The organism is Wenzhouxiangella sp. YN1, from assembly GCF_056324145.1.
This window is the reverse complement of record NZ_JBJNIO010000131.1, coordinates 1-20,988: the sequence shown is the minus strand read 5'-3', so window position 1 is coordinate 20,988 and position 20,988 is coordinate 1. Positions and strand designations below refer to the sequence as shown.

Genomic DNA, 20,988 nt, shown 5'->3' with positions numbered 1-20,988 from the left:
TCTCTCCCGCAGGAGCAGTTTCCAGACCGCGGTTTTTTCCAAGCCCGGCGCTTTCGCGATCTGGAGATCGCTCCTACAGGACAAGCTGCCCGGACTCTCTCCCGCAGGGGCGGTTTCCAGACCGCGGTTTGTTCCGAGCCCGGCGCCATCGGGATCCGGAGATCGTTTCTGCGAAGTGTGGCGCTTGCCCGTCGGCGTCAACTTGAGTTTCCGCGCGCCACCCTCATTCAATGGAAAGAGAACTCAAGGCCCTCAACACATGCAATTCAAGGACTATTACAAGACGCTGGGCGTCAAGCCAGAGGCGTCCGCCGATGACATTCGGCGGGCGTATCGCAAGCTTGCGCGCCAGTACCATCCCGACCGCAACCAGGAAACCGGATCGGAAGAACGCTTCAAGGAAATTGGTGAGGCCTACGAAGCGCTCAAGGACCCCGAAAAGCGCAAGCAGTATGACCAGCTGCGTGCCGGCGGCTGGCGCGGTGGTCAGGACTTCAGGCCACCGCCGGGGTGGAGCGGTGGCGGCGGAGCACAGCAGGCCGGCCAGGGCTTCGGTGGCTTTGGCGACTTCAGCGATTTCTTCGAGACCTTGTTCGGCGGCGGAATGGGCGGTGCCCGGGCCGGCCGCGGGCGGCGTTCGGCGCGTGGCCGGGGGCGGGATATCAGCGCCACCATCGAGATCGATCTGCAGGCCGCCTACGAGGGCGGCAAGCGCCGCATCACCCTCGATCGCGGCGGCGAACGCCAGAGCCTGGAGGTCAACATTCCCGCCGGCGTCACGCCCGGGCGCAGGATTCGGCTGGCCGGCCAGGGTGAGCCGGGCATTGGCGGCGGCGCGGCCGGCGATCTGCTTATGGAGGTCAAGATCGCGCCGCACCGGCTGTTTGAGCTTGACGGGCGCAACGTACTGATCGACCTGCCGATTGCGCCCTGGGAGGCTGCGCTGGGTGCAGAGGTACACGTGCCCACGCTTGGCGGCAAGGTCACCATGAACATCCCGGCCGGATCATCTGGTGGTCAGCGCCTGCGCCTGAAAGGCCGCGGCCTGCCCGGCAAACCCGCCGGCGACCAGATCGTCAACCTCAGAATCACCGTGCCCAGACCGCAAAGCGCCCGTGAACGTCAGCTCTACGAAGAGCTGGCCGAGGAAAGCGGCGTCAATGTTCGCGCCAACATGTAACCGAAATCGTCCGTCGGCGATGTAACGCCGACCTACGTCGTTCGTTCGACGGCGGCTTGAGGTTGACCGCCGAAGTTGGTCGCGGTTACATCCGCGACGGGCGACGTAGCGCGGCCTGCAAGGCGCTGTAATCGGATGTCAGCTTCTCGGCGTGGCTCGGCTGCTGCAGCAATGCTGCGAGTGCCTCGGGTGGCGGGATCTGGCGGCCGAGCAGTGGCTCGACGACCTGTTCGAATTTGGCGGGATGGGCGGTGGCGGCGATCAGGGCGGGGCGGTTGTTGCCGGCCTGGCGGCGGTCGTCCAGCGCGGCCATGGCGCAGGCGGTGTGGGGGCACACGGCCAGGCCGCGTTCGCGGTCGGTTTTGACGATCGTCTCGCGGATGCGCTCGTCGTCGATGCTGACTGCGTCGATGCCGGCATCCCGGAGGTCGCGGTCGCGAAACAGCCAGGCCAGGCGCTCGAAGTTGCTGGGCGCGCCCACGTCCATGGCGTTGGCCAGGGTGGCGACGGCCTTTTGCGGGTCGAAGTTGCCGCCGGCGAAGTAGTCGGGCAGGCTGCGGTTGGCGTTGGTGGCCAGGGTGACCTGGCCGATGGGCAGGCCCATTTCGCGGGCCATGATGGCGGCCAGGGCATTGCCGAGATTTCCGGTGGGCACGATGAGGTCGATCGGCGCGCGCGTTTGGGCCGACAGCCGGCCTACGGCATGAGCGTAGTAGCTGATCTGCGGCAGCAGGCGGCCGATGGAGATGCTGTTGGCCGAGGTCATCGGTACCTGCTCGAGCAGCTCGCGGTCGCCCAGCGCGCGCTTGACCAGGCGCTGGCAGTCGTCGAAGTTGCCTTGCACGCGAAAAGCGCGCACGTTGTCGCCGAAGGCGCCGAGCTGATGCGCCTGGCGCGCCGAGACCTTGCCGTCGGGATAGAGCACGACCACGCGAAAGCCCGCGCGGCGATGAAACGCCGCGGCGACCGCGCTGCCGGTGTCGCCGGAGGTGGCGACCAGCACCGTGCGCTCGGGCGCGCCATCGGCGCGCAGCCGCGACAGGCTGGCGGCCAGGAAGCGGGCGGCGAAGTCCTTGAAGGCGGCGGTGGGGCCGTGGAAGAGTTCGAGCAGCCAGGCCGGCGCTTCGCTCTTTTCGCGCCCGGGAATGACGGTGATCGGCAGCGGCAGGTCGAGCGCCTCGCGGCAGATCCCGGGCAGCGCTTCGGCCAGCGCGCTGTGCGCAAAAAACGGCGCCAGAATGTGTGCCGCGGTCTCGGGCAGGGTCCGGCAGCCGGCCAGCGCGTTGGCATCAAGCGCCGGCAGGCGCTCGGGCACAAACAGGCCGCCGTCGGGCGCAAGCCCGCTGGTCAGCGCCTCGCCCAGGTCGGCACGGGTCTCGCCTGCGGTGCTGACGAACTTCACGCGGCCTCCGCCGGCGGCGCGTTGATCAATCGCGCGCCGGGCGCGTTCACCGGCGTGATCCAGGACTGTGATTCGAAACCGGCGCGCCGGAAGGCCGCGTGCATGGCACCGGCTGCCTGCGTCGTGCCTTCGGCGCCGTCGAACCAGGCGACCACCGTTGGCCCGGCGCCGGAGATCGCCGAGCCCAGCGCACCCGCTTCCAGGGCGGCTGCCTTGACCTGAGACAGGCCGGGGATCAGCGCGCTCCGGCGCGGCTCGATCATCACGTCGACCAGGCCGCGGGCGAGCCGCCGGACGTCGTTTTCATAGCAGCCGCAGATCAGCTCGGCCAGATGGGTTTGCTGGGCGACCACGGTGGCCAGGTCGAAAGGCTCGCGCAGGGCTTGGCGCGCCTTGCGGGTAGCCACGCGATAGTCGGGATGGACAACCACGGCGCGCAGCGAAGCCGGCACCGGCAGCTTGAGCAGCCCGTCGCGGGTGGCCAGCACCAGCCCGCCGAGCAGCTGCGAGCCCAGGTTGTCGCCGTGCGGGTCGCCGCTGGCCACCGCTTCGCCGGCCAGGGTGAAGGGATAGAGCGCCTGTGTCGGCAGCGGATTGTCCAGCAGCGCATTGGCGGCCACCGCGCCGGCCACCGCCGAGGCGGCCGAGCCGCCCAGGCCCGAGCACAGCGCAATGCCCTTGTGGATGCGCAGGCTGAGCCCGAAACCGGGATCGGTGGCCTCGAGCAGCGCCTGTGCGGCCACAGCGGCGGTGTTGGCGGCCGGATCCAGCGGCAGGTCGTTGGCCAGCCCGGTGATCGCCTTGATGGTGACGCCAGGCTGTTCGGTGCGCGTGGCCGTGACCGTGTCGCCGGGGCCGTTGACGGCATGGCCGAGCAGATCGAAGCCGGAAGCCACGTTGCCGACGCTGGCCGGGGCGAAGGCGCTGGCGCTGTGAGAGCCGTTCAAAGCTTTGCTCCCAGGCCGCTGGCTACCCGCAACAGGTCGGCGAACACCCCGGCGGCGGTCACTTCCGGACCGGCGCCGGGGCCCTGCACGATCAGCGGGTTGTCGCGGTAGCGCTCGGTGGTGAAGGCGACCACGTTGTCGGTCAGCGCAATCAGCTTGTCAGTGACGCCCGCCATGGCTGAGACGACGAGCTGTGCTTCGTCAGCGCGGCTCTCGGGCAGGCTGGCGACCCGGTCGATGCGCTCGGCGTCCGCCAGAGAAGAGCCGCCGAACTTGTGGGCAATCCAGTGCATTCGTTTCAGCCCCGGGAGCTTCGCTAAGGACAGCATTCAAGTGTACTCGCGCTGCCGCCGCGGTGGGAGGGGAGGCTTGTTCGCTGGTTAGCCGGTTGGCTGGTTCGGTTCTCTATGGATTTGCGGAGCGGCTACCTCGCGAGACCTGTAGTGCTTATTAACCGTCAGTGTGCCACCCGAGCTTTCGGGGTACTGCCGCCCACCAATCCTCTCGGCGGCCTAACCAGTTAACCAGGCTTCTACCCGACCCACCACACGCCGATGCCGAACATCAGGGCCAGGGCGCCGATGGCGGCGGCGGCGGGTTTCCAGCCGTGGGCTTTCAGCTCGGAGGGCTGGACGGTGGTGGCCAGCGCGGCCATGGCCATGGCGAAGGCAAATACCGATATTTGCGAGACGACGGCCAGAAAGCCGTTCCAGAGCGCGTTGTCGGGGCCGAGCAGGGCATCGACGCCGCTGCGCACGCCCGAGAGCAGGATGAAGGCGATGATGAACAGCGGCAGCTTGACCCGCGCGGATCCGGCTTCGTGGCGACGGGAATAAGCCCAGACCAGCCCCGGAACTACCACCACCATTCCGGCGTTGCGCATCAGTTTGGCCACGGTGGCCGCCACCAGTGTCCCTTCCGCCTCCCACGACTGCTCGTGCAGTGCCGCGGCGGCGGTGACCTGGGCGGTGTCGTGGATGGCCACGCCCATGACAAGGCCGATCTGTTGTGGCGTTTCCAGCAGGTGGCTCAGCGCCCAGGGATAGACCAGGGTGGCGGTCAGGCCGATCAGGGCCACGCAGGCGATGCCATAGCAGATTTCGTCGCTTTTCGCTTTTACCCCCGGTGCGGTGGCGGCGATGGCCGAAGCGCCGCAGATCGATGTGCCTGCAGCCAGGAGGATGGCCAGCCGCGGACTGGCGCCGGCGAACCGGGCCAGCAGCAGGCTTGCGCCCAGGCCGACCAGCACCACCAGCGCCACCAGCGGCAGGGCCTGTGCACCCAGCTCGCCCAGGGCGGCCAGGCTCAGCCGCAGGCCGATCAGGGCCGTGGCGATCTTGAGCAGCGGCCCGCGGGCGAGGTCGAGCCCCGGCTGCCATGCCGGTCGTCGTTGTGTGGGCCCGGCCAGCGCCAGCCCGGTCAGGATGGCCACCAGCATCATGTTCAGCGGCAGAGTGCCCACCGGCGGCGGCAGCATTGCCACCAGCCGAACGACCACCCAGGCACCCACTGCGATGCCCAATGCGATCAGAAAACCGGGAAGCGCGGACGGTTTGGCCGAGTTCGCCATGGATCTTGTTGTCATGCGTCGAGAGCGAGATGGTAGGTTAACCGATGCGCGTGAGGCCGCCGCATTTATTTACACTCGGGACCACGGGGAAATTCAGCCCATGAACACGAAACAAGGCAGCGTCGAAAACCGGCCTCCCGGTGACCGCGGCACCCTCTGGGTGGTCGCCACGCCGATCGGGAATCTTGACGATCTCTCGCCGCGCGCGAGGCGGCTGCTGGTGTCGGTTCCGATCATTGCCGCCGAAGATACGCGGGTGACCGCGCGGCTGCCGCTGGAGCGCGAGGCGCATGCGGAGATGGTCAGCCTGCACGAGCACAACGAGGCGCGGGTGGTCGAGCGTTTGATCGAGAAGCTGCAGGCCGGTGCCGATCTGGCTCTGGTCAGCGACGCTGGCACGCCGCTGATTTCCGACCCCGGCTATCGCCTGGTGGCCGCTGCCCATGATGCCGGCGTTGCGGTACGCAGCGTGCCGGGCCCCTGTGCCGCCACCGCGGCGCTGTCGATCGCCGGCCTGGCCACCGATCGCTTCTGGTTCGAGGGTTTTCTTCCGGCGCGCACGGCGGCTCGCAGAAAGCGCCTGGGCGAGCTCGCCGGGCAGACGGCCACGCTGGTGTTCTATGCACCGGCGCGCGATCTGCCGGCCGTGCTCGCAGACATGGCCGTTGCCTTCGGTGCCGAGCGCCGCGCCACGCTGGCGCGGGAGCTGACCAAGCTGCATGAAACCGTGCGGCGCGATGCGCTTGAGGCGCTGTCTGACTGGGTGACAGCCGATGCCAATCAGCAGCGCGGCGAAGCGGTGCTGGTAGTTGCCGGCAGCGACAGCGCGGCCCCGGCCATCGATCCCGACGCGCTGGCCGCAGAGTTGGCGCGCGAGCTTCCGCCGTCGCGCGCGGCGAAGGTGCTGGCGCGTTTGACCGGCCTGCCCCGGAAAGAAGCATTTGCCCTGATCGAAGCCCGGCGCAGGTAGAGCCGCATGCCGCGGAGGCATCCTCTTCACAGCTCCCGAGCCGGGGTCTTTTCGGGTGGCGGCGCCAGTGGAATGACGCCATGGAGGAATATCGTTTCCGCCCGTGGGTCTTGATCTTGATCATGGTCAAGAAGCCACCGTTGCGGCGTCGCTAACATTCGCACTCACTCATATTTCCAACGGCAACCGAGATGTCCGAGACCTACCAGGACGTACAGGCCAGTTATGGCCGCTGCACCCGCAAGCGCGGTTTCATCACGCGGTTCTACGAGCTGCTGCTGCAAAGCGATCCGCGCATGGTGCCGATGTTTGCCCACACCGATTGGGTCAAGCAGAACAAGATGCTCCGGCGCGGCATCAGCATCGCGCTGACCTACGCCGGCGGCTCGAATATCGTCGAGCGCCCGCTCAAGGAGATGGCCGATGTGCACTCGCGCAAGGGTCGCGTTCCGGTCAAGCCCGAGCTCTACACCTACTGGCGCCAGAGCCTGTTGCAGGCGGTGAGCGAGCACGACGACCGCCTGACGCCGCAGCTCGAAGCCCGTTGGGCCGAAGCGCTGAAGAAGACTACGGATTTCTTTGTCCAGCGGTATTGAGAACGGCGCCTGCTAAACTTCCCTCCCCACCCAACGCCATCCAAGGCAACCGGCGCCCATGCCCGTCATTGTCCTCGCCTTCGTCGCCGCGATCGCGTTTCTGCCGCAGTGGTGGGTCAAGCGTGTACTGGCGAGGTACCGCCGCCCGGCCGATCGTTATCAGGGCACCGGCGGGGAGCTGGCGCGGCATCTGCTGAAGCGGCTGGGGCTGGAATCGGTGGGCGTGGAGCGCACTGACTCGGGAGGCGATCATTACGATCCCGATGACCGGATGGTGCGGCTGAGCCCGGAGCATCACGACGGCGCCTCGCTGACGGCGGTTACGGTTGCCGCGCACGAGGTCGGCCATGCGATTCAGCACGCCGATGGCTATCGTCCGCTGTTGTGGCGCACGCGCTTGGTCAAGGGCATGCAGCGTTTTCAGCGTTTCGGCATGGTTCTGCTGGTGCTCGCGCCGGTCATCATGCTGGCGCTGCGCCTGCCGCGCGCCGGGCTGACGCTGCTGGCGATGGCGGTGGCCTCGCTGGCCTCCGGCGTGATTGTGCATCTGGTGACCTTGCCGACCGAGTTCGATGCCAGCTTTCGGCGCGCGCTGCCGCTGCTGGAAAAGGGTGGTTATCTCAAGCCCGATGATCGCTGGGCCGCCCGTCGTATTCTCACCGCCGCCGCGCTCACTTACGTCGCCGGGGCCCTGATCGGCGTGGTCAATTTCTGGTGGTGGATGAGATTGCTCGGGCGCTGATGCCTCCGCTGATGAAGGCCATCGATTGCAAGCAGGCGTGTTCGGGGATGGGTCGCGTCGCCTCGCCTTCGATATAATTGCGGCATGACTCGATTGAATTTCCCGCGTGCCGCTTCCGGTCGCATTTTCCTGATCGTCGTGATTGCCCTGGCGGCGATTGCCGGCGGCATTGTGGTTTCTTCCATGCTGTTCGAGCGCTCGCAGGAGCTCAGGGCGGCGCAGGCCTTTCCCGAGACCCGGCCGCTGCCGGACTTCGAGCTGCGCACGGCCGCGGGTGGGGAGCTCACGCACGCAGACCTGCAGGGGCAGTGGTCGCTGCTTTTCTTCGGCTTTACCAACTGCCCGGACATCTGCCCGGATACCCTGGCGATGCTGCACTCGGCAATCAGCAGCCTCGACACCATGGGCGCCACCTCGAAGCCGCAGGTGATTTTTGTTTCCGTTGACCCCGGACGCGATGACGCCGAAGCGCTGGGCGAGTACATGCGCTCGTTCGATCCGGACTTCATCGGCGCCACGGGCGGTGAAGAGCAACTCCGCAAGCTGACCCGCAGCCTGGGCATCTACTTTGCTCTGGACGAGCCCGACCCGGACTCGGGGTTCTACAGCGTGGATCACTCGGCCTCCATTCTGATCATCGATCCGCAGGGTCGACTCTACGGACGCTTTTCGCCGCCGCTGGATCACCAGGCGGTTGCCGCCGATCTGTTTGCGCTGACTCGATGAGACCGCCGCTGTCTCTGCGGCTGCTGGTCTGGCCGCAGCATGTCGTGCCGCAGAAGCTGCTCACCGCCATCGCCTGGCGGTTGTCGTCGTGCCACTGGCGCGTATTCAGCCAGCCTTTCATCCGCGTGTTCATCTGGTTGTTCGGCGTCGATCTGGCCGAAGCCAAGCGCAAGCAGCCGGCCGAATATGATTGCTTCAACGACTTCTTTACGCGCTCGCTGAGCCCGTCTGCGCGTCCGATCGCTGCCGGAAAACACCGCCTGGTCTGCCCATCCGACGGCACCGTCAGTCAGCTCGGGCGCCTGCGCGGCGATACCATCCTGCAGGCCAAGGGCATCGACTACACCGCCGCCAGACTGCTTGGTTCGGCCGAGCGTGCGGCGCCCTTTGAAGATGGCCACTTCGTCACCGTCTATCTGGCGCCCAAGGACTACCACCGCGTGCATTCGCCCGTTGCCGGGCGCGTGGTCGAGGAGGTGCGCGTACCCGGCCGGCTGTTCAGCGTTTCGGCCAATACCACCCGGGCCGTGCCGCAGCTGTTTGCCCGCAACGAGCGCATGGTCGCCATGCTCGAAACCGACCATGGGCCGGTGGCGGTGGTCATGGTGGCGGCCATGCTGGTTGCCGGCATCGAGACCGTCTGGGGGGGGCCGACCGATCGCCGCCCGGGCCCGGACGTGCGCAGCCGCCGGATTGACGGCCATGAGCTGGCTCGCGGCGGCGAGCTCGGGCGTTTCCACTGGGGTTCGACCGTGATCGTGCTCACGCCGCCGGACTTTCCGGCCTGGGTGCCGGGGCTTTCGCCGGGCAGCCGTGTGCGTATGGGCCAGGCGTTGACCTGAAGCGCAGGGAAGCCGGGCAGCCAGCTAATCAACCAATCAACCAAATCGCCAATTCGGTGTCATAATTGGTTACGAGAGCCGGCTGGACAGTCGCTGTGCCTGCATGGCATGGAGGAAAGTCCGGGCTTCGCAGGGCAGGGTGCCAGGTAACGCCTGGGCGGTCCGATCAGGGCCGACGGAAAGTGCAGCAGAGAGCATACCGCCGATGGTCGGAAACGACACAGGCAAGGGTGAAAGGGTGCGGTAAGAGCGCACCGCACGGCTGGCAACAGCCGCGGCACGGCAAACCCCACCCGAAGCAAGGCCAAATAGGGGTGCAACGGCGCGGCCCGCGCTGCACCCGGGTAGGCTGCTAGAGGCGGCTGGCGACAGCCGTCCCAGACGAATGACTGTCCTCGACAGAACCCGGCTTACAGGCCGGCTCTCACCTGATTCTTGTTTGCTGGTTAGCTTGTTGGCTGGTTGGTTCGGCGCAGCGGCCCACCGAACCTCCCGGCTGCCGAACCAGCCAACTCGCGAACCAGCCAACCAGCCAACCAGCCAACCAGCCAACCAGCCAACCAGCCAACCATAATGCCTGCTCCCACCATCGAACCCCTCATCCGCGCCGCCGCGGCCCGCATGGAAGCGGCCGGTCTGTTCTTCGGTCACGGCACCGACAATGCGCTTGATGAGGCCTGCTGGGCGGCATCGTGGGCTTTCGGCCTGCCGCCGGACTTTGGTGATGACGCCCTGAACATGGAAGGTTCGCCAGCGCAGCGCGAGCGCTTCGATGCCTTGATCGCCGAGCGTATCGCAACGCGCAAACCGCTGGCCTATCTGATCGGCGAGGCCTGGTTTGCCGGGCTGAAGTTCCTGGTTGACGAGAATGCGCTGGTGCCGCGTTCACCGCTGGCGGAGCTGATCGTCGACGGATTCGCGCCCTGGGTGGATCCGGAGCGGCTGCGACGGGTGGTGGATGTGGGCACGGGTTCGGGCTGCCTGGCCATCGCCACGGCGGTTTACTGGCCCAAAGTGACGGTCGACGCGGTGGATGTCAGCCCCGACGCGCTGGCCCTGGCGCGCCGCAATGCCGAGCGTCATGCGGTGGCCGAGCGTGTGGAGGTGATCGAGTCGGACCTGCTCGACGCTCTGAAAGGACGGCGTTATGACGTGATTCTGGCCAATCCACCGTACGTTCCGACCGCCTCGATGGCTGAACTGCCCGAGGAGTATCACCGGGAGCCTGCCCTGGGCCTGGAGGCCGGTGAAGACGGCCTGGATCTGGTGCGCCGCCTGCTTGACACCGCCGCCGATCATCTCGAGATCGAGGGCGTGCTCATCATTGAAGTCGGCGAGGCCGCCGCAGCGCTTGAGCATTTGCTGCACGAGCGCCGGATCGAGTTCACCTGGCTGGAATTCGAGTTCGGCGGGGATGGCGTGGCCCTGATCGAGGCGGAGGCGCTAGGCCGGATGCCGGCTTGATGCTGAACGCACAGGCAACGCAAGCTGCGCATCCATATGTCACGGCGGCTGTGGGTGCCGATTACAGGCGGGCGTTCGTGATTTCCGGCGGCAGGGCGCTCTTGAGGTCGTAAATGACGCTGTCGGCTTTCAGCCATTGCTTGATGCCGGGATTGGCCAGGTCCCTGAATTCGCTGTGGGCAACGCAGAGTATGGCGCCATCGTAAGCGTCCGCCTGGGGCTGAGCGGTCAGCTCGAGGCCATATTCCCGCTTTGCTTCGGCCGGGTCGGCCCAGGGGTCGTGGATGTCGACCTGAAGGTTGTAGCCTTTCAGGGCCTTGATCACGTCGACGACGCGGGTGTTTCTCAGATCCGGGCAGTTTTCCTTGAAAGTCAGGCCCAGGATCAAGACCCTGGCCCCTGGCCGGTAGCAGCTGCGGGCGGCCATCAGCTTGATCATTTCGCCGGCCACGAACTGGCCCATGCCGTCGTTGGTGCGGCGGCCCGACAGGATCATCTGCGGATGAAAGCCGATTTGCTGGGCCTTGTGCGTCAGGTAGTAGGGGTCGACGCCGATGCAGTGTCCGCCAACCAGCCCGGGCTTGAACGGCAGGAAGTTCCACTTGGTGCCGGCCGCTTCCAGTATCGAGGTGGTGTCCAGGCCCATGCGGGCGAACAGCATGGCCAGTTCGTTGACCAGCGCGATATTGACGTCGCGCTGGGTGTTTTCGATGACCTTGGCGGCCTCGGCAACGCGGATCGACGCCGCCTTGTGGGTGCCGGCCGTCACCACCGAGGCGTAGAGGCTGTCGATGAGGTCGGCCGCCCGGGCGGTGGAGCCGCTGGTGACCTTGACGATGTCGGTGACCTGATGGGCCTTGTCGCCTGGGTTGATCCGCTCCGGGCTGTAGCCCACGAAAAAGGTATCGGAGGGGGCCCCGGTCGGCTCGTCTGCGGCCTGGCCGGAAGCGAGGTCGAAACCATCCCGGCCCGCCGCGTCCGAGGCGCAGCGAAGGCCGGACTCGCGTTCGAGAATGGGAACACAATCTTCTTCGGTGCAGCCGGGGTAGACGGTGGACTCGTAGATGACGATATCGCCGGGCTGGATGACCTTGCCAACAGTCTTGCTCGCGGCCAGCAGCGGGCGCAGGTCGGGGCGTCGGTAGGCGTCGATGGGCGTGGGGACGGTGACGATGTAGACGCGTGCCGCGGCCATGTCTTCAGGGTTGCTCGTCGTTTGCAGCTTGTCGCTGACGGCCTCGAGCTGCCCGGCTTCGACCTCGCGGGTGGTGTCCTGCCCCGCCTGCAGTTCGGCGATGCGGGACGCCTTGATGTCGAACCCGATGACCGGGTGTCTTTTCGCGAAAGCCACGGCCAGCGGCAGGCCCACGTAGCCCAGCCCGATGACGGCGATTGTGGCGTTGCCGGCGGTCAGGTCGGCCTGGAGTTCATCGAGCGACAGGTTGGCGTTCATTCGCGGTGGTCGTTGTTGTTGTTGTCAGTTCGCTGATTTGCTGATCATTCTACCGTGACCGACTTGGCCAGATTTCTCGGCTTGTCGACATCGGTGCCCTTGAGCAGGGCAACGTGATAGGCCAGCAGCTGCAGGGGCAGGGTGGCGATGATCGGGCTGGTGCTGCAGTTCATGCCCGGCACCCGCAGATTGGTGACGCCGTCGCCGTCCTGCATGTCCACGTTTTCGGCGATGAAGTTGATCAGCTGGCCACCGCGGGCGCGGACCTCTTCCAGATTGGACCGCAGCTTGCCCAGGAGGTGGTCATCGGGGGCCACGGTGACCACGGGCATTTCTTCATCAACCAGGGCCAGGGGGCCGTGCTTGAGTTCGCCGGCTGGGTAACCTTCGGCGTGGATATAGCTGATTTCCTTGAGCTTGAGTGCGCCTTCCAGGGCAATCGGAAAGTGAGTGCCGCGGCCCAGGAACAGGGCGTGCTGCTTGTCGATGAACTCTTCGGCCATCTCCGTGATGGCCGGTTCGAGCGCCAGCGTGCTGGCCATCGTTTCTGGCAGAGCCCGCAAGGTTGCCGTCGCGCGCTTTTCTGCCGCCGGGTCGAGCAGGCCGCGAGCTCTGCCCAGCGCCAGGGCAAGCCAGTACAGCGCGGCCAGCTGCGTCGTGAACGCCTTGGTGGAAGCCACGCCGATTTCGATGCCGGCCCGGGTCAGCAGCCGCAGGCCGGATTCACGCACCAGGGTGGAGCCGGGCATGTTGCACAGGGCCAGGGTCTGCAGGTAGCCGCTCTCGTTGGCAAAGCGCAGCGCGGCCAGCGTATCGGCGGTTTCCCCGGACTGGGAGATGCCGATGAACAGGGTCCCGGGAGGGGCGACCGGCTGGCGATAGCGATATTCGCTGGCTACTTCCACGCTGACCGGAATGCCGGCGAGAGTTTCGATCCAGTAGCGCGCAACCAGTCCGGCATGGTAGCTGGTGCCACAGGCAATGATGTGGATGTTCTCCACCCGCGGGAGGATGGCATTCGCTTCCGGGCCCAGGGATTCGGTCAGCACGCCCTGAGTGCCGAGCTTGTCGGCCAGAGTGTTGGCCACTGCCTCGGGCTGCTCGTGAATTTCCTTGAGCATGAAGTGGCGATAATCGCCTTTGCTGGCCACCTGATCATCGTGGGCATAGCGTTCGGGTTCGCGCTCGATGGTCTGGCCCTGAAGGTCGAACAGCGAGACGCCATGGCGGTCCACCCGTGCGAGGTCGCCGTCTTCCAGGTGGATGAAACGGTCCGTGACCTGAAGCAGCGCCAGCGGGTCGGAGGCGACGTAGTTCTCCTCGGTGGACACTCCGATGACCAGCGGTGACCCCATGCGCACCAGATACAGGGCCTCTGGCTCGGCCGGGGAGATTGCCGCAATGGCGTAGGCGCCCTCCAGGCGCGCAGTGGCGCGGGAAAACGCGGTGACGAAATCCCGCTGCTGATCCATTTCGCGAGCAATCAGGTGGGCCACCACTTCGGTGTCGGTATCGGAGGTGAACTGAAAGCCCGCGGTCTGCAGCTCCTCGCGCAGGGCGGTGAAGTTTTCGATGATGCCGTTGTGGACAATCGCCAGGCGCTGCCCCGAGCGGTGCGGATGGGCGTTGGTTTTGGTGGGCCTGCCGTGGGTGGCCCAGCGGGTGTGGGCAATGCCGGTATGCGACTCGAGCGCGTCGCCGGCGAGCGCGCTTTCCAGCGCCTCGACCTTGCCGACGGCCCGGCGGATCGCGATGCCGTCGCCGTCGAGCACGGCGATACCGGCGGAGTCATAGCCGCGATACTCGAGGCGTCTGAGGCCTTCAAGCAGAATGGGAGTGATATTGCGCGCCGCTGTGGCGCCTACGATTCCGCACATGGGGGTTGGGTTCGTCCAAGTGTGTGTTTTTGGCTATCGGTGTTCTGGGTTTCGGACCTGTTGCCACTGGAGGCAGTTGGCTGGTGAGCTGGCTGGCTGGTTAAACCAGGCCTTGCTCGCAGGATTTGTATTATGCCAGCACTTCGGCAGAATCACTGCAAACCAGCAAACCAGCAAACCAGCAAACCAGCAAACCAGCAAACCAGCAAACCAGCAAACCAGCAAACCAGCAAACCAGCAAACCAGTCAGACAACCTTCCGAATGCTGTCAGCCGGCAGTTCCACCCGGCGTTCCTGCTCGAGCAGCTTGAGCAGGATGACCACGCGCTCCTTGCCGCAGCGGGTCTGGAAGACGGCGCGCATGCCGGCCATGGCGCCGTCGGTGATCTCGACCGGATCGTTGGCGCGAAACTCCATCGCCTCGCTCATGTCGATGGCGCCGAAATCGCCGTGCCGGCGCCGGAGGAGTTCGATGAGCTCGTTCGGTACGGCCGGAACGCGGCTGCCGAAGCGCACCAGACCAATCGCGCCCCGAGTCGAGCGGATGGTGCTCCAGTCGTCGGCGTGCGCACACAGATAAGCGAACAGGTAGCGCGGAAACATCGGCTGAACGAGCAGGCGCGAGCTGCCCCGCGAACGCCTGCGCGCACGGATACGTGGCAAGAACACCTCGAAGCCCTGATTCTCGAGGTGGGCTTCGGCTTTTCTTTCCTGGCCGGGCTTGCAGAAAACCGCCCGCCACATGCGCTGCTGTTGCATTTCCTCGGTGCCCCGTTTACCTGTTTTTGTCCCACTTTCGCCAACCACAGGATACATCAGCGGCAATCACCGCGGAAGGCGAAAGACGCCGAGCCGTTAGTGCGGCTCGACCGCTGGGGCCCATGGATTCCACCCTTTTTCGACGCTCTGACCCGTTACAATAGTGCGCTGTATCGATTTCCCAGTCCCAAACAGGAAGTTCGCTCATGAGGATTCTGGTCACTCTCAAACGAGTGGTGGACTACAACGTTCGCGTGCGGGTCAAGAAAGACGGCAGCGGCGTCGAGACCGACGGCGTGAAGATGTCGATCAACCCGTTCGACGAGATTGCGCTTGAAGAAGCGCTGCGCATCAAGGAGCGCGGCGAGGCCGAGGAAGTGATCGTGGCCTCCATCGGCGGTGACGAAGTGCAGCAGCAGCTGCGCACTGGCCTGGCCATGGGCGCCGACCGCGCCATTCAGGTCAGCGCCGACGGTGACGTGCAGCCTCTGACAGCGGCGCGCACCTTTCTCAAACTGGTCGAGAAGGAAGAGCCGGGCATCGTCTTCCTCGGCAAGCAGGCGATCGACGACGACGCCAACCAGACCGGCCAGATGCTGGCCGCGCTGTGGGACCGGCCGCAGGCGACCTTTGCCTCGAAGGTCGAGCTGGCCGACGGCAAGGCGACCGTGGCGCGTGAGGTCGACGCCGGGCTCGAGACCATCGAGGTCGAGCTGCCGGCGGTGATGACTTCCGACCTGCGTCTCAACGAGCCGCGCTTCGTCAAGCTGCCGGAAATCATGAAGGCCAAGCGCAAGCCGCTGGAGACGCTGTCGCTCGACGAGCTGGGCGTGGAACGCGCCGGCGGCATCGAGGCTGTCTCTTATGAGCCGCCACCGCAGCGCGGCGGCGGCAAGAAGGTCGAAAGCGTCGACGAGCTGGTGTCCGAACTCAAGTCGAAGGGGCTGCTGTAATGTCCAGAATTCTGATCATTGCCGAACATGACGGCGAAACCCTGAGCCCGGCCACGGCCAAGACTCTGACCGGGGCGCTGGGCCTGGGTATTTCCGATATCGACATCGCGGTGTTTGCCGCCGACCCGTCGGGTGTCGCCGAACAGGCCGCGAAGCTCGAGGGCGTTACCCGGGTGCTGACCGTTGCACACGCTGACTTCGAGCACTTCCTGGCGGCCCGTCTGGCGCCGGAAATCAAGGCGCTGGCTGGCGACTACTCGCATATCCTCATGCCCTCGACCACCTACGGCAAGGACGTGCTGCCGCGCGCCGCTGCGCTGATTGGCGTCAACCAGGTCTCCGACATTCAGGAAGTCATCGACGAGCGCAGCTTCAAGCGCCCGATCTATGCCGGCAACGCCATCGTCACCGTCAAGGTAGACGAGGATCAGCCGGTGGTGGCCACCATCCGCACGGCCTCGTTTGCCGCGGCCGGCGAGGGTGGCTCGGCCGAGATCGAGGCGCGCGAGGCGCAGGCCGAAAACCCCGGGCACACGCGCTGGATCGGCGTTGAAGGCGGCGAAGGCGAGGGCCCCGACCTGGCCACCGCGACGGTCGTCGTCTCCGGCGGCCGCGCGATGGGCTCGACCGAAGGCTTCGACACGATCTATTCGCTGGCGAAGAAGCTCAACGCAGCCGTGGGCGCGTCGCGCGCGGCGGTGGATGCCGGCTACGTGCCCAACGAGCTGCAGGTCGGTCAGACCGGCAAGATCATTGCGCCAGACCTCTACTTTGCCGTCGGTATCTCCGGCGCCATACAGCATCTGACCGGCATCAAGGACGCCGGCACGATCGTGGCCATCAACAAGGACCCCGAAGCGCCGATCTTTGAAATTGCCGACTTCGGCCTGGTTGGCGATCTGTTCGAGCTGGTGCCGGAGCTCGAAGCCAAGCTCTGAACAAAAGCGGGGCCGATGCGTTACGGCCTGCGGCCTTCACCCATCCTGCGCGGACCGGGCCCTCAGGGGCGTAGACAACGCGGGATGCGTGGAGCGTCAGCGTAACGCATCGGTTTCATTCGTTTCCGAAGCCCCCGCCGCCGGGTGTTTGCAGCACGAGCAGGTCGCCGGCTGCGGCTTCGACGCGGTCGGTGCCGGCGAGGTCCTGCCTCTGGCCGTCCGCCTTTTCGATCCACGCCTTCCCGGTGTTGCCTTCGCCGCCACCCTCGATGCCGCTCGGCGCGATCTTTCTTGAATTGGCCAGGACAGCGACCGTCATCGGCTCGAGAAAGCGGATGCGGCGCTCGGCGCCGTTGCCGCCCTGCCATCGTCCGCTGCCGCCGGAGCCTGCGCGCACGCCGAAGGCTTCGAGCCTGACGGGGAAGCGGGTTTCCAGGATTTCGGGATCGGTCAGGCGCGAGTTGGTCATGTGCACCTGGACGGCATCGGCACCGGCGAAGCCCTGGCCGGCACCTGCGCCGCCGCACAGGGTTTCATAGTGCTGGTAGCGCTGGTTGCCGAAGGTGAGGTTGTTCATGGTGCCCTGGCCGTTGGCCAGCACACCCATGGCAGCAAAAAGGGCGTCGGCGACGACCTGGCTGGTCTCGACGTTACCGGCGACCACGGCGGCCGGATGCACGGGCGAGAGCAGGCTGCCTTCGGGGATGATCAGGTCGATGGGCGCCATGCAGCCGTCGTTCAACGGGATGTCGTCAGCCACCAGGGTGCGCAGCACGTAGAGCACGCAGGCGCGGGTGATGGCGCGCGGGGCGTTGAAGTTGTCGCCCGTCTGCTCGCTGGTGCCGGTGAAATCGATCCTTGCCCGGCGTGACTCGCGATTGACGGTGATGCTCACCTCCACCCGTGCGCCGTTGTCCATGCGCTTGATCCAGCGGCCGTCGGCCAGTTGACTGATTGCGCGTGCGACCTGCTCGGCGGCGTTGTCCTGCACGTGGCCCATGTAGGCGCGCACGACATCCAGGCCGAACTGTTCGATCATGCCGGCCAGTTCGTGCACGCCGCGGTGGTTGGCTGCGATCTGGGCGTGCAGGTCGCTGAAATTCTGTTCGAGATTGCGCACGGGATACTTGCCGCTGGTGAACAGGGCCTTCAGCGCGTCGCGGCACAGCTCGCCCCGCCGGACCGCGCGCATCGGCCCGATCAGCACGCCTTCTTCGTGAATGCTTGTGCTGTCGGGCGGCATGGAGCCGGGCGTGATGCCGCCCACGTCGGCGTGGTGGGCGCGGCTGGCAGTGTAGAACAGGATTTCCGCGCCACGGTCGTCGAAGCAGGGGCTGACCACGGTGAGATCCGGCAGGTGCGTGCCGCCGTTGTAGGGGTCGTTGAGCAGGAAAACGTCGCCGGGCTGCATGTCATCGGCGAAGGCGTCAATGACGGCACGCACGCTCTCGCCCATGGAGCCCAGGTGCACGGGCACGTGCGGGGCGTTGGCAACCAGTCGGCCGGCGGCGTCGAACAGCGCGCAGGAGAAGTCGAGGCGTTCCTTGATGTTGGCCGACCAGGCCGTCTGCTGGAGCGTGGCGCCCATGTGCTCGGCGATCGACATGAACAGGTTGTTGAAGACCTCCAGCAGCACCGGGTCGACCTGGGCGTCGGCGCGTAACGCGCGCTTCGATTCGGCGCGCTCGAGCAGCAGGTGGCCGTGGCGATTGAGCGCGGCGCGCCAGCCCGGCTCGACGACGACGGTGGAGTTGGGCTCGATAAGGATGGCCGGGCCGTCGATGCGCTGGCCCGCGGCCAGTTGGTCGCGACGGTAAACCGGCGTGTCGGCTCGGAGCTGGCCGTCCATGAAGGTTTCGACCCGCGCCGTTGGCTCGGCTTCTGGGCGGTTGGCCTCGAGTTCCGGCTCGGCGTCAAGCGCGCGGCTGTGGCCGATGGCCTCTACCAGACCGGCCTCGACCACCAGCTTGCGGTTGTCCATGGCGAAGCCGAACTGCCGTCGATGCGCCCGGTTGAATTCCCGGCTCATGGCACCGACTGCTCCGAAGGTCACCGGCAGGCTGGTGTCCGTGCCGGTATAACGCAGGCGGCAGGTGGGCCGGATTTTGATGGCCGAGTTGTCGAAGCCCTGGTCATGCAGCTCTGCGATGGCATCGGCGCTGCTGTCGTCAAAAGCGGCGGTCAAACGCTCGGCCAGGGCGCCGTCGAGCGTTGCATTGACAGCAAACTCGCGGTGGGCGGTGACGTCGGCCAGGCCCATGCCATAGGCTGACAGTACGCCGGCGTGCGGGTGGATCAGAACGGTCTCGATGCCGAGTTCGTCGGCCACCAGGCAGGCGTGCTGGCCGCCGGCGCCGCCGAAGCAGTTGAGCGCATAGCCGGTGACGTCGCGGCCGCGCTGAACCGACACTTTCTTGATGGCATTGGCCATGTTGGCCACGGCGATGCGCAAGAAGCCTTCGGCGACTTCCACCGGACGGCGGCTGTCCCCGGTGGCTGCGCGAATCTTGCGGCACAGCGCGTCGAATTGCTCGCGCACGGTTGTGGCGTCGAGCGCCTGATCAGCGCCCGGGCCGAAGGTTTTCGGAAAGAAGTCCGGCTGCAGCTTGCCGAGCATCACGTTGCAGTCGGTAACCGTCAGCGGCCCGCCGCGACGGTAGCAGGCCGGGCCGGGGTCGGCGCCCGCCGAGTCCGGGCCAACCCGGTAGCGGCTGCCGTCGAAATGCAGCTTCGAGCCGCCGCCGGCGGCGACGGTATGGATTTCCAGCATCGGCACGCGCAGGCGCACGCCCGCAAGCACGGTCTCGAGGCTGCGCTCGAACTCGCCGCTGTAGTGCGACACGTCGGTAGAAGTGCCGCCCATGTCGAAGCCGATCACCTGCTCCAGGCCAGCCAGGCCGGCGGTGCGCACGCAGCCGACGATGCCGCCGGCCGGGCCCGAGAGGATGGCGTCCTTGCCGGCAAAGCTGGTCGCGTCGGTCAGGCCGCCGTCGGATTTCATGAACTGCAGGCGCACGTCACCCAGCTCGGCGGCAACGCGGTCGGCGTAGCGGCGCAGCACCGGCGAGAGATAGGCGTCGACCACGGTCGTGTCGCCGCGGCCGATGAAGCGGATCAGCGGACTGACGCGGTGCGAGAGGCTGACCTGTTCGAAGCCCAGCTCGTCGGCGATCTCGCCGATGCGTTGCTCGTGTTCAGGGTAGCGGTAGCCATGCACCAGAATCACCGCCAGCGCGCGTATGCCCTTCTCACGAAGCTCGGAGAGCTGTCCGCGCACGCGATCTTCGTCGAGTCGGATGAGTGTGTTGCCGCTGGCGTCGATGCGTTCGTCGATTTCGACGACTGCATCGCCAAGCTGCTCGGGCCGGCGGATGTCGAGGGCGAAGATATCGGGCCGGCTCTGGTGGCCGATCCTGAGTGCATCGCGGAAACCACGGGTAGTGACCAGGGCGGTGCGTTCGCCCTTGCGTTCAAGCAGGGCATTGGTGGCGACCGTGGTGCCCATGCGTACATGCTCGATTCGCCCGTCGGGAATCGCCTCGTCGGGGCGCAGGTTCAGCAGGCGCCGAATGCCCTCGATGGCCGCATCCTGGTACTGCTCGGGGTTGTCCGACAGCAGCTTCGTCGCGCGCAGGTCCCCGGCGGGCGTGCGGGCGATCAGATCGGTAAACGTGCCGCCGCGGTCGATCCAGAACGCCCACTTCGCGCTGCTGCGGGCTTCGGTTGGGTTGGTGGAAGTAGGCATGGGGTGACTTTAGCAGGGGTTCGGGCTCAAGATTCGGCGGCGATTGGCGTTGACCGGACCAGCGCAGGTCGGCGTTACATCGCCGACGGGCGAGGTGAGCGGTTCCGGGCGCGTGTGCGCTACGTGTGATCAGGGTTGAAATGTCGTCCGTCGCGGATGTAACCGCAACCTGCGCGTGCTTGGCGGCAGGTGTGGCGTGTCGGGGGATCCGGTGACGTGTTTCGGCGGGTGGTTTCGGCGCTGATCGGCTGCTGGCGGCCCGCGTAGGTCGACGTTACATCGCCGACGGGCGAGGTGAGCGGGTTTGGGCGCGCGTGAGCTACGCGCGGTCGGGGTTGAAATGTCGTCCGTCGCGGATGTAACCGCAACCTGCGCGTGGTTGGCGGCAGGTGTGGCGTGTCGGGGGGATCCGGTGACGTGTGGCGGCGGGTGGTTTCGGCGCTGATCGGTTGTTGCGGCCTGCGTAGGTCGGCGTTACATCGCCGACGGGCGAGGTGAGCGGTTCCGGGCGCGTGTGCGCTACGTGTGATCAGGGTTGAAACGTCGTCCGTCGCGGATGTAACCGCAACCTACGCGTGGTTGGCGGCAGGTGTGGCGTGTCGGGGGGATCCGGTGACGTGTGGCGGCGGGTGGTTTCGGCGCTGATCGGCTGCTGGCGGCCCGCGTAGGTCGGCGTTACATCGCCGACGGACAGCCTGGAACGCCTGGACACGCGTAGCTCACGAGTGAACACGACCTTGAATGCCGCCCGCTGCCGATGTAACCGCGACCCACGCGTGATCTGCCGGCATAATGCGGGCATGTCGTTATTCGATGTCAAGGCG

At 66.3% G+C, this 20,988-nt stretch carries 17 protein-coding genes and 1 other RNA gene; 10 read left to right on the top strand and 8 right to left on the bottom strand.

Translation table 11 applies throughout. From position 1 onward, the window contains the following. The first annotated feature begins 259 nt into the window (after positions 1–259). On the top strand, positions 260–1,180 hold the full coding sequence (locus ACEWQZ_RS05775) for a DnaJ C-terminal domain-containing protein (RefSeq protein WP_476482123.1): 921 nt from the start codon (positions 260–262) through the stop codon (positions 1,178–1,180). Between the two features lie 85 nt (positions 1,181–1,265). Here the strand turns inward: ACEWQZ_RS05775 and thrC are convergent, their stop codons facing one another. The 4 genes from thrC to ACEWQZ_RS05755 form a co-directional block, all read right to left on the bottom strand. Then, positions 1,266–2,582: a threonine synthase gene (gene thrC, locus ACEWQZ_RS05770; protein WP_476482122.1), complete on the bottom strand. Its 1,317-nt coding sequence runs from the start codon at positions 2,580–2,582 to the stop codon at positions 1,266–1,268. After that, the gene (locus ACEWQZ_RS05765; protein WP_476482121.1) at positions 2,579–3,529 is read right to left on the bottom strand and encodes a homoserine kinase; all 951 of its coding nucleotides are present in this window, start codon (positions 3,527–3,529) and stop codon (positions 2,579–2,581) included. Before ACEWQZ_RS05765 ends, thrC begins: the two co-directional genes overlap by 4 nt. Further along, positions 3,526–3,822 carry a hypothetical protein gene (locus tag ACEWQZ_RS05760; protein ID WP_476482120.1) on the bottom strand — a complete coding sequence of 99 codons (297 nt, stop codon included), beginning with the start codon at positions 3,820–3,822 and terminating at the stop codon, positions 3,526–3,528. Before ACEWQZ_RS05760 ends, ACEWQZ_RS05765 begins: the two co-directional genes overlap by 4 nt. Before the next feature lie 239 nt (positions 3,823–4,061). After that, the gene (locus ACEWQZ_RS05755) at positions 4,062–5,099 is read right to left on the bottom strand and encodes a YeiH family protein (RefSeq protein ID WP_476482119.1); all 1,038 of its coding nucleotides are present in this window, start codon (positions 5,097–5,099) and stop codon (positions 4,062–4,064) included. 100 nt (positions 5,100–5,199) lie between these two features. Between ACEWQZ_RS05755 and rsmI the strand changes: the two genes are divergently transcribed. The 7 genes from rsmI (at position 5,200) to prmB (ending at position 10,439) form a co-directional block, all read left to right on the top strand. Continuing rightward, positions 5,200–6,069 carry a 16S rRNA (cytidine(1402)-2'-O)-methyltransferase gene (gene rsmI, locus ACEWQZ_RS05750; protein WP_476482118.1) on the top strand — a complete coding sequence of 290 codons (870 nt, stop codon included), beginning with the start codon at positions 5,200–5,202 and terminating at the stop codon, positions 6,067–6,069. A 191-nt stretch (positions 6,070–6,260) separates the two neighbouring features. Next, positions 6,261–6,665 carry a globin gene (locus ACEWQZ_RS05745; protein ID WP_476482117.1) on the top strand — a complete coding sequence of 135 codons (405 nt, stop codon included), beginning with the start codon at positions 6,261–6,263 and terminating at the stop codon, positions 6,663–6,665. A gap of 58 nt (positions 6,666–6,723) precedes the next feature. Continuing rightward, entirely contained in the window at positions 6,724–7,407 is a 684-nt protein-coding gene (locus ACEWQZ_RS05740) for a zinc metallopeptidase (protein WP_476482116.1), read from the top strand. A gap of 84 nt (positions 7,408–7,491) precedes the next feature. Continuing rightward, positions 7,492–8,133 (top strand): SCO family protein, encoded by a 642-nt coding sequence (locus ACEWQZ_RS05735; protein WP_476482115.1) that lies wholly within the window; start codon positions 7,492–7,494, stop codon positions 8,131–8,133. Next, complete coding sequence (gene asd / locus ACEWQZ_RS05730; protein WP_476482114.1) at positions 8,130–8,975, top strand: archaetidylserine decarboxylase; 846 nt, start codon at positions 8,130–8,132, stop codon at positions 8,973–8,975. The genes ACEWQZ_RS05735 and asd overlap by 4 nt, the downstream gene beginning before the upstream one ends. Before the next feature lie 74 nt (positions 8,976–9,049). Then, an RNA gene (rnpB, locus tag ACEWQZ_RS05725) (RNase P RNA component class A) lies at positions 9,050–9,404 on the top strand. 144 nt (positions 9,405–9,548) lie between these two features. Beyond that, positions 9,549–10,439, top strand: coding sequence for a 50S ribosomal protein L3 N(5)-glutamine methyltransferase (prmB, locus tag ACEWQZ_RS05720; RefSeq protein WP_476482113.1), 891 nt, complete (start codon positions 9,549–9,551; stop codon positions 10,437–10,439). Between the two features lie 61 nt (positions 10,440–10,500). Here prmB and ACEWQZ_RS05715 read toward each other — a convergent pair whose 3' ends face one another. The 3 genes from ACEWQZ_RS05715 to rfaH form a co-directional block, all read right to left on the bottom strand. Continuing rightward, positions 10,501–11,892 (bottom strand): nucleotide sugar dehydrogenase, encoded by a 1,392-nt coding sequence (locus tag ACEWQZ_RS05715; RefSeq protein ID WP_476482112.1) that lies wholly within the window; start codon positions 11,890–11,892, stop codon positions 10,501–10,503. A 44-nt stretch (positions 11,893–11,936) separates the two neighbouring features. After that, the gene (gene glmS / locus ACEWQZ_RS05710) at positions 11,937–13,769 is read right to left on the bottom strand and encodes a glutamine--fructose-6-phosphate transaminase (isomerizing) (RefSeq protein ID WP_476482111.1); all 1,833 of its coding nucleotides are present in this window, start codon (positions 13,767–13,769) and stop codon (positions 11,937–11,939) included. A 246-nt stretch (positions 13,770–14,015) separates the two neighbouring features. Continuing rightward, positions 14,016–14,528: a transcription/translation regulatory transformer protein RfaH gene (gene rfaH, locus ACEWQZ_RS05705; protein WP_476482110.1), complete on the bottom strand. Its 513-nt coding sequence runs from the start codon at positions 14,526–14,528 to the stop codon at positions 14,016–14,018. A 206-nt stretch (positions 14,529–14,734) separates the two neighbouring features. Here rfaH and ACEWQZ_RS05700 point away from each other — a divergent pair, with 206 nt between their 5' ends. After that, positions 14,735–15,481 carry an electron transfer flavoprotein subunit beta/FixA family protein gene (locus ACEWQZ_RS05700; protein ID WP_476482109.1) on the top strand — a complete coding sequence of 249 codons (747 nt, stop codon included), beginning with the start codon at positions 14,735–14,737 and terminating at the stop codon, positions 15,479–15,481. Beyond that, the gene (locus ACEWQZ_RS05695; protein ID WP_476482108.1) at positions 15,481–16,419 is read left to right on the top strand and encodes an electron transfer flavoprotein subunit alpha/FixB family protein; all 939 of its coding nucleotides are present in this window, start codon (positions 15,481–15,483) and stop codon (positions 16,417–16,419) included. The genes ACEWQZ_RS05700 and ACEWQZ_RS05695 overlap by 1 nt, the downstream gene beginning before the upstream one ends. 115 nt (positions 16,420–16,534) lie before the next feature. Here ACEWQZ_RS05695 and ACEWQZ_RS05690 read toward each other — a convergent pair whose 3' ends face one another. Continuing rightward, positions 16,535–20,164, bottom strand: a complete 3,630-nt coding sequence (locus ACEWQZ_RS05690; RefSeq protein ID WP_476482107.1) for a hydantoinase B/oxoprolinase family protein — start codon at positions 20,162–20,164, stop codon at positions 16,535–16,537. Positions 20,165–20,988: the final 824 nt, after the last annotated feature.

Bases quoted from the DNA above. Each gene is read 5' to 3' on its own strand.
- ACEWQZ_RS05775 (WP_476482123.1), top strand. From the start codon at position 260: ATGCAATTCAAGGACTATTACAAGACGCTGGGCGTCAAGCCAGAGGCG.
- ACEWQZ_RS05760 (WP_476482120.1), bottom strand. From the start codon at position 3,822: ATGCACTGGATTGCCCACAAGTTCGGCGGCTCTTCTCTGGCGGACGCC.
- ACEWQZ_RS05755 (WP_476482119.1), bottom strand. From the start codon at position 5,099: ATGGCGAACTCGGCCAAACCGTCCGCGCTTCCCGGTTTTCTGATCGCA.
- rsmI (WP_476482118.1), top strand. From the start codon at position 5,200: ATGAACACGAAACAAGGCAGCGTCGAAAACCGGCCTCCCGGTGACCGC.
- ACEWQZ_RS05745 (WP_476482117.1), top strand. From the start codon at position 6,261: ATGTCCGAGACCTACCAGGACGTACAGGCCAGTTATGGCCGCTGCACC.
- ACEWQZ_RS05740 (WP_476482116.1), top strand. From the start codon at position 6,724: ATGCCCGTCATTGTCCTCGCCTTCGTCGCCGCGATCGCGTTTCTGCCG.
- ACEWQZ_RS05735 (WP_476482115.1), top strand. From the start codon at position 7,492: ATGACTCGATTGAATTTCCCGCGTGCCGCTTCCGGTCGCATTTTCCTG.
- asd (WP_476482114.1), top strand. From the start codon at position 8,130: ATGAGACCGCCGCTGTCTCTGCGGCTGCTGGTCTGGCCGCAGCATGTC.
- prmB (WP_476482113.1), top strand. From the start codon at position 9,549: ATGCCTGCTCCCACCATCGAACCCCTCATCCGCGCCGCCGCGGCCCGC.
- ACEWQZ_RS05715 (WP_476482112.1), bottom strand. From the start codon at position 11,892: ATGAACGCCAACCTGTCGCTCGATGAACTCCAGGCCGACCTGACCGCC.
- glmS (WP_476482111.1), bottom strand. From the start codon at position 13,769: ATGTGCGGAATCGTAGGCGCCACAGCGGCGCGCAATATCACTCCCATT.
- rfaH (WP_476482110.1), bottom strand. From the start codon at position 14,528: ATGCAACAGCAGCGCATGTGGCGGGCGGTTTTCTGCAAGCCCGGCCAG.
- ACEWQZ_RS05700 (WP_476482109.1), top strand. From the start codon at position 14,735: ATGAGGATTCTGGTCACTCTCAAACGAGTGGTGGACTACAACGTTCGC.
- ACEWQZ_RS05695 (WP_476482108.1), top strand. From the start codon at position 15,481: ATGTCCAGAATTCTGATCATTGCCGAACATGACGGCGAAACCCTGAGC.
- ACEWQZ_RS05690 (WP_476482107.1), bottom strand. From the start codon at position 20,164: ATGCCTACTTCCACCAACCCAACCGAAGCCCGCAGCAGCGCGAAGTGG.